9 protein-coding genes and 1 pseudogene are annotated in these 12,867 nt (G+C 64.3%); 8 read left to right on the top strand and 2 right to left on the bottom strand.

All coding sequences use genetic code 11. From position 1 onward, the window contains the following. Window positions 1-36 precede the first annotated feature (36 nt). Window positions 37-633: a TetR/AcrR family transcriptional regulator gene (locus ACIPHN_RS09820; RefSeq protein WP_400435659.1), complete on the top strand. Its 597-nt coding sequence runs from the start codon at window positions 37-39 to the stop codon at window positions 631-633. A gap of 89 nt (window positions 634-722) precedes the next feature. On the opposite strand, the gene ACIPHN_RS09815 is transcribed toward ACIPHN_RS09820, so the two are convergent. Both ACIPHN_RS09815 and ACIPHN_RS09810 read right to left on the bottom strand, forming a co-directional pair. Continuing rightward, window positions 723-1,223: a spore coat U domain-containing protein gene (locus ACIPHN_RS09815; protein ID WP_400435658.1), complete on the bottom strand. Its 501-nt coding sequence runs from the start codon at window positions 1,221-1,223 to the stop codon at window positions 723-725. A gap of 247 nt (window positions 1,224-1,470) precedes the next feature. Continuing rightward, entirely contained in the window at window positions 1,471-2,358 is an 888-nt protein-coding gene (locus tag ACIPHN_RS09810) for a LysR family transcriptional regulator (protein WP_400435656.1), read from the bottom strand. A gap of 308 nt (window positions 2,359-2,666) precedes the next feature. Between ACIPHN_RS09810 and ACIPHN_RS09805 the strand changes: the two genes are divergently transcribed. From ACIPHN_RS09805 to ACIPHN_RS09775, 7 genes and pseudogenes are all read left to right on the top strand, one after another. Further along, entirely contained in the window at window positions 2,667-3,977 is a 1,311-nt protein-coding gene (locus ACIPHN_RS09805; protein WP_400435654.1) for an MFS transporter, read from the top strand. A gap of 66 nt (window positions 3,978-4,043) precedes the next feature. Further along, window positions 4,044-5,207, top strand: a complete 1,164-nt coding sequence (argE, locus tag ACIPHN_RS09800) for an acetylornithine deacetylase (RefSeq protein ID WP_400435706.1) — start codon at window positions 4,044-4,046, stop codon at window positions 5,205-5,207. A gap of 154 nt (window positions 5,208-5,361) precedes the next feature. Continuing rightward, window positions 5,362-6,471, top strand: coding sequence for a branched-chain amino acid aminotransferase (locus tag ACIPHN_RS09795; protein WP_400435652.1), 1,110 nt, complete (start codon window positions 5,362-5,364; stop codon window positions 6,469-6,471). 167 nt (window positions 6,472-6,638) lie between these two features. After that, a pseudogene (locus ACIPHN_RS09790) lies at window positions 6,639-8,102 on the top strand (nitrate/nitrite transporter). Next, a complete protein-coding gene (locus tag ACIPHN_RS09785) occupies window positions 8,099-9,619 on the top strand; it encodes an FGGY family carbohydrate kinase (RefSeq protein ID WP_400435650.1) in 1,521 nt (506 codons plus the stop codon). The pseudogene ACIPHN_RS09790 and the gene ACIPHN_RS09785 overlap by 4 nt, the downstream one beginning before the upstream one ends. A gap of 18 nt (window positions 9,620-9,637) precedes the next feature. Then, window positions 9,638-11,317 carry an FAD-dependent oxidoreductase gene (locus ACIPHN_RS09780; RefSeq protein ID WP_400435648.1) on the top strand — a complete coding sequence of 560 codons (1,680 nt, stop codon included), beginning with the start codon at window positions 9,638-9,640 and terminating at the stop codon, window positions 11,315-11,317. Beyond that, on the top strand, window positions 11,314-12,864 hold the full coding sequence (locus ACIPHN_RS09775) for an FAD-binding oxidoreductase (protein WP_400435647.1): 1,551 nt from the start codon (window positions 11,314-11,316) through the stop codon (window positions 12,862-12,864). Before ACIPHN_RS09780 ends, ACIPHN_RS09775 begins: the two co-directional genes overlap by 4 nt. The last annotated feature ends 3 nt before the right edge of the window (window positions 12,865-12,867 follow it).

Genomic DNA, 12,867 nt, shown 5'->3' with positions numbered 1-12,867 from the left:
TCAAAAAGGTGATGAATGGAATCTGGAAATCCCGCATTGAAACGCATCTATGCGGCAGCGTTGCGGCTGTTCGCCGAAAAGGGCGCTCATCAAGTCAGCATCAGTGATCTGGCTCAAGCGGCCGGCGTCGCTCGGGGCACCGTGTACAACAATGTTCCGGCGCCAGAGAACTTGTTCGCGGACGTCGCCACGCAATTGGTAGCCGAGATGCACGGCCGCGTCGTGACCAGCTTTGGAGAAATCGAAGACCCCGCGTTGAGGCTTTCCTTCGGTATGCGTTTCTTTATCCGACGGGCCTACGAAGAAAGCAATTGGGGACGTTTCGTTATCCGGTTTGCATTTACGGACGCGTCACTCCGGGAGGTCTTGACTGGCCCCGCAGTCATTGACCTGCGCATCGGACTGATGAGGGAACGCTACACTTTCCAGGAAGGGCAAGTGATGACGGCTGCATCCATGATAGCCGGTAGCGTACTGGGAGCGATGCTGCTCGTACTGGAAGGTCACAAGACCTGGCGCGAGGCGGGCTCTGACGCCAGCGAACTGGTTCTCAAAGCCCTGGGACTGGATCCGACAGAAGCGAATACGCTTTCGCATCGGGAGCTTCCTCCGCTACTGTCATTAAACGAATAGCATCGCGTGCGCAGACGTAGCCTTCGGAAGCCTGAAACCGATGAGCGGCGCCGCTGGTTTCATGGCGTCTGCACCGGAGAACAGCACCATCAATAGGTCAACGTCACGGTCACCGTATCCGAGTAAGCACCGGCCAGTGGCGTCTGCGCTGCTGGAATCTGTCCGTAGACCGTCAGGGTCTGGGTCAAGCCGCTACCCGTGCCGGCCATGGTGTCGGTACCGATGGTCGTCCCCCAGTTGTTGGTGTAGCCGGAGTCACGGTACAGGGCATAGTTCAGGGTGCCACCACCGACAGCCGTCATCTTGCGGCTGGTGACGGTGGAACCGCTGCCCGTGCCGGCATCCAGACCGACGTTGTAGGTGGTGCCATTGGTGCACAGCACGGTGATGCTGCCGCTCTGGTTGGACAGGGTCTGGGTGTAGCTGCCGAAGGCGATGGCCGAGCCGAGCACTGTGCAGGCCGCCACCACAGAAGCGGAAATCGTCAGCGAGCTGGTCGACGTTGATGCATAGGACGCCGGGGTAGCGGAAGCCAGGACGACGGCGGTGATGGTGGCGTAAACGAAACGATTTTTCTTGGCAAGAAACATGTTCATTCTCCAGTGCCCCTGTTCTATCCTCGCCCCGTGCGAGAACGTTGATATCCAGCGGGTATGAAGAGACTTTATTTTCTTGCCGGCCCCGACGACATCGGGTGGTTCCCGAGAACCTCTGCCATAGGCTCAGGCGATTTACTATTGTTCGAATGAAAACAGGAATCCACCACCGGCCGAACCGGGCTACGCTGCACAAGCCCGTAATGCGTCACAGGCTCGGTGAGGTGACACCTGCCCCGCCTCAGCGCTTGCGCTTGGCCCAGGCCGCCACCGTCTCGACGATATGCTTCTGCATGGCCTTGGCCGCCGGTGCCAATCCCTCATAGCTGAGCGAGGCCAGGATGATCGCGCGGCTCTCTGCCGGATAGAAGGGGAACACCTGCACCGAACTCTGATAGTTCTGCAAGGCCAGTTGCGAGACCACGGCCACCCCCAGCCCGCTCTCGACTGCCGCAAGAATGGTAGCGGCATCGATGGCCCGCACGTTGGACTTCACCGACACCTTGTGGGCGGCCAGCAGGCGTTGCGTGTCCTTGCCATAGCTCTCGCCCTGCAGCACGACGTTGTGCGCCGAGAGTTCTTCCACCGTCATGTAGGCCTTGTTCTTCGGCTCGAACCCGGGCGGGGCGATGCACATCAGCGGGTCCGCATAGAGCGGTGTGATGTCCAGCCCCGGAGACGCCGGCAACGTGACGAAGCCGAGATCGACCTTGTTCTTCAGGATCCATTCAGCGATATCGTCATAGCCCCCCTGCTCTATCGCCACTTCGATGTTGGGATAGAGCGCGGAAAACGAACGGACGATGCTCGGAATCCACGCTACGCTCACGCTGCTGAAGGCACCGATGCGGACCTTGCCGGTTTCCAGGCCAAACATCTTCGAGGACAGTTGCGCCAGCTTCTCGTTGGCCTGCAATACCTCGCGCACCGTCGGCAACAATGCCTCGCCACCGGCGGTCAGGCGCACACCATTGCGGTTCCTCATGAAGAGCGTAAAACCAAGCTCCTCCTCATAGACAGCCAGCGCATGGCTGACCGCCGAGGGCGACAGATTGAGCTGATGCGCGGCCGCCGCGAAACTCCCTCTTTCGGCAATGGCCACGAAGATCTGGTAGGCGTTGAGTGACATAGATCAGATGCAATATTTGCATTTATAAATCATGTTGATTCAATAATTACACAGAAAGATGCCGTCCATCAAGTATCCGCACCATTTCGGAATACCCCCTTCATAGTGCAATCCAGCAGGGCGATATCACACGGTGCGGGCGCGCCAGATTCCAGTGCAATGAAATACATTTCTGCATCTAAAGGCGAAAATAAATCTCTTTTTATTCACTAACTGAATTCATAACATCCGCCTCAAGTGGCCAATCCAGGGGCCGCCCGAGACAGCAGCATCCAATCAATTCAGTGAAATAAAAAGGGAGCTTTGTGATGCAACACCAGAAAAAGAAGCCAGCGGCGCGCTGGTTGCAGTTGACTGCCGCCATCGTCGGCAATGCCCTCGAATGGTATGACTTCGCCGTCTTCGCCACCTTGGCCATCTACATCTCGAAGGTCTTCTTTCCATCGGCCGGGGAGTATGTCGGCTTGCTGTTGACGCTGGCCACCTTCGGTGTCGGCTTCGTCACCCGTCCGCTGGGCGGGATCGCCATCGGCATCTATGCCGACAGGCGCGGTCGCAAGGCTGCCCTGCAACTGATCGTCGCGCTGATGGGGCTGTCCTTGCTGATCATGGTCTTCACGCCATCCTACGCGACGATCGGTGTCGCGGCTCCCATCATGATCGTCATCGCGCGCCTCATCCAGGGGCTGGCAACGGGCGGCGAATTTGCCTCGGCCACGGCCTTCCTGGTCGAGTCCGCGCCCCGGCACCGCAAGGGCTTCTTCGGTTCCTGGCAGATGGTGGGACAAGGCCTGTCCATCCTGGGTGGCGCCGGTACCGGCTTGCTGCTGACCGAACTCTTCAGCGAGCGTGAACTGCTCGATGGCATGTGGCGCCTGCCCTTCATCGTCGGGCTGTTGATCGTCCCGGTGGGCTGGTGGATCCGTCATTATCTGGAAGAGCCCGTGGAATCCGTCCAGGCACGCGCCGCTGCCGCCGACGCGACACTGGGCAGCACCCTGACCCGGCATCGCCGCGCCCTGGTCGCCAGTGTCTGCATGACGACCTGCGTCACGGCGTCGGTGTACATCTTCTATTTCTACATGCCGACCTTCCTGGCACGCCAGTTCCATTTCCCGCTGCATGATGCCTTCAAGGCCCTGGCCATCGGCATCCTCGGCCTGATCGTCAGCGCGCCGATTGCCGGCGCCCTGTCAGACCGCTACGGCCGACGCAACATCATGATCCTGTTCCTGACGCCGTTCGTGGCGTTGATCTATCCGCTGTTTTCCTGGGTGGCTGCGGCGCCCTCGCTCTCCAACCTGCTGTTGATCTACACTGTCCTGAGCCTGCTGCTGGGCGGCTACTTCGGCCCCTTCTCCACTGCCATGGGCGAGCAGTTCCCCACGGCGGTACGCTCCTCCGGCCTGGCCATCTGCTACAACCTCGCCGTCATGATCTTTGGCGGCTTTGCCCAGCTCATCGTCACCTGGCTGATCCAGTCCACCGGTGTCACGCTGGCACCGATCCTGTACTCCATGGCCGCCGGCGTCATGGGCATCATCGGTTGCATCCTGACCGCCAGCCCGGAGACTCAAGCACTGATCTCACCTGCGCCCAACGGACATACCGCCTCCTGAACCTCGTCATCCTGCGCCGCCGTCCATGACGGCGGCCTCCCTTTGCACAAGATATCCATGAAGAACATGAACACACGCCAGTGGCTTGACACCCTGGTGTCTTTCGACACCACCAGCCGCCACTCCAATCTCGCGATGATGGCCGCCATGCGGGATGCATTGCATGCACAGGGACTCCAGCCCGAGCTGATCTATTCTCCGGACGGCGACAAGGCCAATCTGTTTGCCACCTTGCCGGCCGAGGATGGCAGCACGCAGGGCGGCATCATCCTCTCCGGACATAGTGACGTGGTGCCGGTGGATGACCAGGTGTGGACGACCGATCCCTTCACGCTCACCGAGCGGGAGGGCCGGCTCTACGGGCGCGGCACCGCCGACATGAAGGGCTTCATCGCCGCGTCCATGGCGATGGTCCCCGAGTTCCTCCAGATGAAGCGCAGCAAGCCGCTGCACCTGGCCTTTTCCTACGATGAGGAACTGGGATGCCTGGGCGCGGCCGTCATGCTGGACGCCCTCAAACAACGTGGCCTGCGGGCCGACGGCTGCATCGTCGGTGAACCCACGGGGATGCGCGTGATCGTGGCGCACAAGGGGACCAACCTGTTTCGCTGCCGCGTCCATGGCAAGGCGGCGCACTCTTCGCTGACGCCGCAGGGTTGCAATGCCATCGAACATGCGGCGCGACTGATCTGCCGCATTCGCGACCTGGCCGACCAGCTCAAGGCACAAGGCCCCTACGACCAGTGCTACGACGTCCCGTTCAGCACCCTGACCACCAACCAGATTGCGGGCGGCATTGCGGTCAACACCATTCCCGCACTCTGTGAGTTCAATTATGAATTCAGGAATCTGCCGGGGCTATCCCCTGAGCATCTCCAGCAGCAGATCGAACAATTCATCCGTGACGATCTGCTGCCCCGCATGCAGGCAGAGTACCGGGACGCCGGCATCGACATCGAGACCGGACCGGCGGTCCCCGGACTGGAAGCATCGGAGCGGGCGGCACTCACGCGCCTGGCCCGCGAGCTGACCGGCGATACCACCATCAGCAAGGTGTCCTATGGCACCGAGGCAGGCCAGTTCCAGCGGGCCGGCATTGCCTCCATCGTGTGCGGCCCGGGGCATATCGCCCAGGCGCACAAGCCTGATGAATTCATCGAGATCGTCCAACTGGATGCCTGTGAGGTCTTCCTGCGCAAGCTGGCGAGGTCCTTGCAATCTCCCCGATGAGCCCGTGCCGGCTCAGGCCTGGCATCCCAGACAAGGGGCGCGCACCGATCCGGCGTGGCGCCCTTGCACACGTCCCTGTGATCACGGGGACGATCCATGGCCGCACGACCACCCGTCGTGACGGCGTGTTCATTGACGCTCAACCGGAGCAAGCATGTCTTCATTCGACCAAGCCTGTCCTGCGTTTTCATTGCAGGCACACCAGGACCCGACCCCTCCCGCGCAACGCGAACGCCTGCTGGACAACCCTGCGTGGGGCCAGGTGTTTACCGACCACATGTTCAGCATGCAGTACACCACCGAACGTGGCTGGCACGACGGCAAGATCCTGCCCTGCCAGCCCATGGCCATGCATCCGGCCGCCATGGTGCTGCATTACGGACTGGAGATCTTCGAAGGCATGAAAGCCTATCGTCTCCCCGATGGCGGTGCCGCGCTGTTTCGTCCGGATGCCAATGCGCGTCGCTTCGATCGCTCCGCACAACGTCTGGGCATGCCGTCCCTGCCGGAGGGATTGCTGGTCGCTTCCACCAGCACCCTGGTACGCCACGAGCGCGACTGGATACCGCGTGCCGAGGGCGCGTCGCTGTATCTGCGTCCCTTCATGATCAGCACTGAAGTCGCCCTGGGAGTGCGGCCGTCACGGCATTTCCAGTATGTCGTGCTGGCCTCGCCGGTAAGCGGCTACTTCGCCGCAAGCGCGACAACGGCGGCCGTCACGGTGTGGGTGTCGGAGGATTACATCCGCGCCGCCCCCGGTGGTACGGGTGCCGTCAAGTGTGGCGGCAACTATGCCAGCGGACTGATAGCACAGGCGCAGGCACGTGAACAGGGTTGCGAGCAGGTGGTGTTCCTGGATGCCATCGAGCGCAAGTGGATCGAGGAATTCGGCGCCATGAATGCCTTCTTCGTCCTGGACCACAACACACTGGTCACGCCACCGCTGTCAGGCACGATCCTGCCCGGCATCACGCGCGACTCCCTGATCACGCTGGCCCGCGAACTGGGTTACACGGTCCACGAGATGCCCTACAGCATCGACCAGTGGCAGGACGACGCGCGCAGCGGACGGCTGCGGGAAGCCTTTGCCTGCGGTACCGCTGCCGTCATCACGCCGGTCGGTCGCGTCAAGGGCCAGCGTCACGACTTCACCATCGGGGATGGCAAGCCCGGTCCGGTCACGCTGGCACTCCGGCAGGCACTGACCGATATCCAGTTCGGTCGTGCCGCGGACAGGCATGGATGGCGGCTGCCAGTGTGCTGATCGACGGCGCCATTCGGAGTGCAGCGCAACATCGTTAAATGTTGACAGTCGACTTGGCCCCCTCCTAGAATCGCCGGGCAGATTCAGATAAGAGACCATCTGCAAGATGGTCTCTTCACGCGTGCAGCTTGCTGCGGCCTCTTGCAGAACAACACAAGGAGACCGCTGTGCAAACTGCTGCCATCAGGCTTCGTGGCATCGACGATGTCATCGCCTTCATCGATTCCTGTCCCGGTATTGCCGGCCGCGCCGGCCTCATCTGGTGGCTCGCCCTGGGCGGCCTGTTCCTCGACGCATTTTCCAATTCGGCACTGAGCGCAGGCCTGGCGCCGATGACCCGCAACCTGCAGCTGACGCCGGCCGAGGTCGCACTGCTGACGTCCTTCGCCTCGTGGGTGGCGATCGCCTTCAATCCCATCGGCGGCTGGATGGCCGACCGCTGGGGCCGGGTGCGTCCGCTCATCATCGCCAAGGTGCTGGCGGTGGCCGGCGCGCTGCTGGTGGTGTTCGCTCCCGACTTCCAGGTCATCCTGGCCGGCCGCTTCTTTGCAGGCGCCGCCTATGGCATCGACTTCGCCATTGCCATGGCGGTGCTGGCCTAGTTCACGCCGGCCCGCCTCAAGAGCCGTCTCAACACCTGGCAAGGCATGTGGTACACCGCCGTGTGCACCAACCTGCTGCTGGCGATGCTGTTCTACTCCTGGGGCGTGGGCGACACCATCTGGCGCTATTCGGTGGGTGCCATCGCCGTCTTCGGTCTCGCCATCCTGGTGCTGCAGATGATGTTCCTGGTGGAGAGCCCCACCTGGCTGGCGCGCAAGGAAAGACTGGAAGATGCGGCGGCGGCCATGAGCCGCATCTATGGCCGCGCCTTCGCCGCCGCTCCTGCGTCCGAGCGCATCCCCGTGACCAACATGGCACGCCGTGGCCTGGCCAATGTGTTGCTGATCTTCCGTGGCGTCTACCTGCCGCGCACCATCCTCGCCGCCACCGTGCAGATCGGCCAGTCCATCCAGTATTTCGCCATCGGCTGGTACCTGCCGCTGATCAGCGCGGCGCTCTTTGGCCGCGACTTCATCTACTCCACCATCGGCGCGCTGGTGTTCAATGTCTTCGGCATCGTCGGTGGCTTCCTCTCGCCGGTGATCGGTCGCCGGCTGGGCCTGCGCCGCGCCTCCGCCTTCGGCTTCGCGGCCGTGTTCCTCATGCTGCTGGTACTGGGCCTGTTCAACGGCAAGATGCCGCTGTGGCTTGCCGTGATCCTGCCCTCCCTGTTCATCCTGTTCCATTCGGGTGGCCCGGGTGCCAATGGCAAGAGCCTGTCCTCGCTGTCGTTCCGCAGCGAACTGCGCGCCGGTGCCAATGGCATCATCGGTGCGCTGGGCTCGGTCGGTGCCGCGCTGGGGCTCCTGGTGTTCCCGCTGTTCCGCGCCCGCTATGGCCTGGAGACCACCTTCCTGATCCTCTCGGTGGTGCCTTGCGTGGCCAGCATCATCTGCTTCTCCATCCGCTGGGACCCGACCCGCACCCACATCAATCCCGACAATGAAAGCGACGCGCCCCAGTTCAAGGACGAGCGCGCCGGCCAGGGCAGCTACATGACGCCCGCCATCGACAAGAGCCATCCATGAAAAGACAGGACGTCATCCTCGCCATCGACGAAGGCACCTCCGGCACGCGCGCGGCCGTGGTATCGGCCGACGGCCATGTCAGCTGCCAGCACTACCTGGCCCTGCAGACGGACTCACCGCGTCCCGGCGTAGTGGAGCAGGACGCCGACCTCCTGCTGGAGAAGACCCTCGTCGTCTGCCGCGCCACCTTGCAGGAGGCCGCCCAGGCCGGACTGCGGGTGGCGGCGCTGGCCGTCGCGACCCAGCGCGCCACCGCCGTGCTCTGGGATAGCGTCACCGGCCGTGCACTGGCGCCGGCGATGGTCTGGCAGGACAATCGCTACGCCGCCGAACTGGAGCAGCTCTGCGCACAATGGAATCCCCACCTGCGTGCCAGCGTGGGACGCCCCTGCGGCGTGCGCTCGCCCTATCTCTGGGCCGCACACCACCTGCGCGAGACCCCCGCCGTTGCCCAGGCCTGGGAGCGCGGACGGCTGCTCTTCGGCACCATCGACACCTGGCTGCTCTGGCACCTGTCGGATCGTCGCGAGGCGATGACCACGCCCACCATCGCCACCTCCTGCAATGCCTACGTGCTGGCCGAGCATCGCTACGCACTTGACTGGATCGATGCGCTGGACTTCCCACGCACACTGCTGCCCGGCCTGCGCCAGGACGCCGACGACTTCGGCCGTACCCGCATGGCGCAGCTGGGCATCGACGTTCCCATCCTGGCCTGCGCTGGCGACCAGCTGGCCGGCGCCATCGGACTGGGCTGCCTGGATGCCGGCCAGGCCATGTGCCTGCATGGCACCGGCAGCTTCGTCGACCTGCTGGTGGGGTCTTCCCTGCCCGCGCGCAGCGGTCAGTCCGACAGCACCCTGACGATGACGGCACGGCGCCACGCCGGGGTCTCGCACTTCTCGGTGGAGACCTTCGTGGCCACCACCGGCTCGCTGCTGAACTGGGTCTGCGACAAGCTGCACTGGTTCGACGACGCCCGCCAGATCAGTGCGCTGGCCGCCAGCGTGCCATCCTCGCGGGGCGTGAGCTTCATTCCCGCGCTGACCGGTCTGCGGGTGCCGCAGATGCAACCGGATGCGCGCGCCTCGCTCAGCGGGGTATCGATGTCGACCACCCAGGCCGAGATCGCCCACGCCATCCTGGAAGGCATCGCCCATTCGGTGAGCGCATGCGTGGACGCCAACAGCGACATCGCCGGCATACCGGTCACCACCCTGACCGTCGGCGGCGGCCTCTCCGGCAGCGACGTGCTGCTGCAGATGCAGGCCGACCTCACCGGCATTCCCATCCAGCGCATGCACGAGACCGATCGCGCCAGCCTGCGCGGCGTCGCCTACCTGGCCGGCGCCTCCGGCCTGCTGTGGGACAGCATGGAACAGGCGCGCGCCACCACCACGGTAGAAGCCGTCTTTGAACCCCGCATCGGCAGCGACGAACGGCTGCAGCGCCGCCAGCAGTGGCATGCGCGCATCGAGGCCGAGCTGCGGCATGTCCAGCAATTTGCAACGCACTGAACAGGAGCAAGACGAGAGATGATTGCCTTACCCTTCCGAAGCGCCAGTCGCCAGCGTGCCGCCATGACCGGCACCGACCCTCTGCGACTGTCGCGCAAGGAACAACTGGATCGCCTGGCGACAGAGCACTTCGACCTCCTCATCGTGGGCGGCGGCATCACCGGTGCCTACACGGCCCTCGATGCCAGCCTGCGCGGCTATCGCGTGGCACTGGTGGAGAAGGACGATTTCGCCTCCGGCACCTCCTCCAAATCCTCCAAGATGGTCCACGGCGGGCTGCGCTACATCGAGCAGGGCAACCTCGCACTGGTGCGCCATTCCCTGCTGGAGCGGCAGCGCCTGCGCCGCAATGCGCGCCACCTGGTGCAGCGCCTGCCGTTCCTGTTTCCGGTGCTGGAGCGCGATGGCGTGTTCGACCAGCGATTGGCCAAGGCCTTCAACAGTCTGCTCTGGACCTACGACCTGGCCGGCGGATGGCGCGAGGGCATCCTGCACCAGAAGCTCACCAAGGCCGAGGTGCTGTCGCACTGCCCGACCTTCAACGACCAGTACCTCAAGGGGGGCTTCATGTACTTCGACGCCCGTGTCGATGATGCCCGCCTGACCCTGTCGGTGGCACGCACGGCGGCCTTCCACGGTGCCGCCGTGACCAACCATGCACGCGTGCAGGATCTCACCCGCGACGCCCATGGCAAGGTCGACGGCGCCATCGTCCACGCCGATGGTCGCGAGATCCGCCTGCGCGCCCGTGCGGTCGTGATGGCCACCGGCGTCTGGCTGCGCGACTGGACCGGACGCCGCAAGGGCGAGCACGAAACCCTGCATGTGCGTCCGGCCAAGGGCGTGCACGTGGCCATTCCGTGGATGAAGATCCGCAACGATTGCACCATCACCATCCCGGTGCCCGGTCGCAGCCGGCGCGCCACCATCACGCGCTGGGGCAATGTCTCCTACCTGGGCACCACCGACGAAGACTACGAGGGCGATCTCGACAACGTCATGTGTACCCGGCAGGAGCTCGACTTCCTGCTCGAAGGCGCACGCTCGGCGCTCAGAACCGACCTGCAGCCGCACGACGTGGTCGGCAGCATCGCAGGCTGTCGTCCGCTGGTGGCGCCCCCCGGCGGCAAGACGCTGGAGATCCGGCGCAACCACGAGATCCATGTCGCCCCCGATGGCCTGGTGACCGTTGTCGGCGGCAAGCTCACCACCTCGCGCCACATGGCCGAACAGACCGTGGATGCGGTACAGAAAGTGCTGGGCCGCAAGGCGCGCTGCCAGACCCGCAGCGCCTACCTGCTCGGCGCTGCCGGCTACGACCCGGAAGCCATCGTCGCCTCCGGCGGCATGTCGGCCCATCTCGGCGAACGCTATGGCACCGAAGCCCGCTTCGTCAGCGACATCATGCAGGCCGACCCGGCACTGGCGCGTCCGCTGGTGGAGGGCCTGCCCTACACCGAGGCCGAGATGGTCTACGCGGTGCGCCATGAACTGGCTTGCACCGTCGACGACCTGCTCTCGCGCCGCACCCGCATACGCCTGATGGCGCGCGACGCCTCGGGCGTGGCCGCCGCGCGCGTGGCGCAGATACTGCAGGCCGAACTGGGCCTGTCGCAACAAGACACCACCGTCCAGGTCGACGCCTACCGGCGCGCGATCGCTCTTGAAAAATCCGTTCTCATGGGAGACTCAGCATGATCAGCAAGGAAGCCATCAAACGCGGCTACAACCGCGGCAACTACATCGTCGGCGCCCATACCCCGCCGGCTTACGCCAGCGCCATCCAGGATAGCCCCGACGTCCCCGGCCTGCAGCGCGATGCCCGGCTGCCGTCCGCCACCGTGATCGATGAACTGCGTGCCGCCGCCGACCAGGTCATGACCGCCACCGCCGACGTGGTGGCCTGGACACGCGACTGGTGGGCCGGCTCGATGATGAGCGAGACCGCCGGCAAACCCGCCACGCCGCGCGCGGTGATCGTGTGCGTCTCCACCGTGGAGCAGGTGCAGGCGGTCATGCGCATTGCGCACCGGCATGCGATCGCGCTGACGGTATCGGCCGGACGCAGCAACGTCACCGGCGCGGCACTGCCGGTACGCGGCGGCATCGTGCTCGATGTCTGCGGCCTGAACCGCCTGCTTGGTTTCGACCGCGACAGCCAGATCGTGGAAGTGGAGGCCGGCATGTTCGGCGACATCTTCGAGGAAACCATCCAGAAGGAGTACGGCATGACCATGGGCCACTGGCCATCGTCCTATGCCATCAGCACGGTGGGCGGCTGGATCGCCTGTCGCGGTGCCGGCCAGCTCTCGACCCGCTACGGCAAGATCGAGGACATGGTCTTCGGCATAGATGTGGTGCTGGCCGATGGCAGCCTGGTGAGCGTGGGCGGCTATTCGCGCGCGGCGCTGGGGCCGGATCTGCAACAGCTGTTCATTGGCTCCGAAGGCACGCTGGGCGTGATCGTGCGCGCCCGTCTCAAGCTGCACCGCCTGCCCGACTATGGCCGCGCCATCGCCTATGGCTTCGACAGTTTCGCCATTGGCCTGGAAGCCTGCCGCCAGATCATGCAGAACGGCGCCAATCCGGCCGCGCTGCGACTCTATGATGCCCTGGAGAGTGGCGTGCAGTTCAACCTGCCCCAGCGCAACGTGCTGCTGGTGGCCGACGAAGGACCGCGCGAGATGGTCGATGCCGTCATGTCCATCAGCGAACGCGTCTGCGCCGCGCTGGGCGACAAGCTCGACGGCGATGCCATCTTCGAGCGCTGGCTGGACACCCGCTACCTGACCGGCAAGAGCGCCGAGGGCTTCAAGCGCAGCCCCGGCTTCGTGGCCGACACGCTGGAGATGGCCGGCCCCTGGCGTGACCTGCCCGGCATCTACGACGACGTGGTCAAGGCCATCAACGCGGTGCCCGGCACCCTCGCCGGCTCGGCCCACCAGTCGCACGCCTATGTCGATGGGGCTTGCCTGTACTTCTCGCTGCGCGGCGAGGTCGCAGTGGAAGACCGCCAGCGCTGGTATCGCCAGGCCTGGGATGCCGCCAACGCGGTGCTGATCCGATACAATGCCGCCCTGAGCCACCACCATGGCATCGGCCTGCTGCGCGCGCCTTACATGGAACCATCACTGGCCTCGGCCTTCCCGCTGCTGGTGACGGTGAAGCAGGCGCTCGACCCCAAGAACATCCTCAATCCAGGGAAACTCGGCCTAACCGACGTCCTCCCGCACGAGACGAAATAAGCG

The organism is Herbaspirillum sp. NPDC087042, assembly GCF_044745245.1.
GTDB lineage: Bacteria > Pseudomonadota > Gammaproteobacteria > Burkholderiales > Burkholderiaceae_D > Herbaspirillum.
This window is presented reverse-complemented; position numbering and strand designations above follow the sequence as displayed.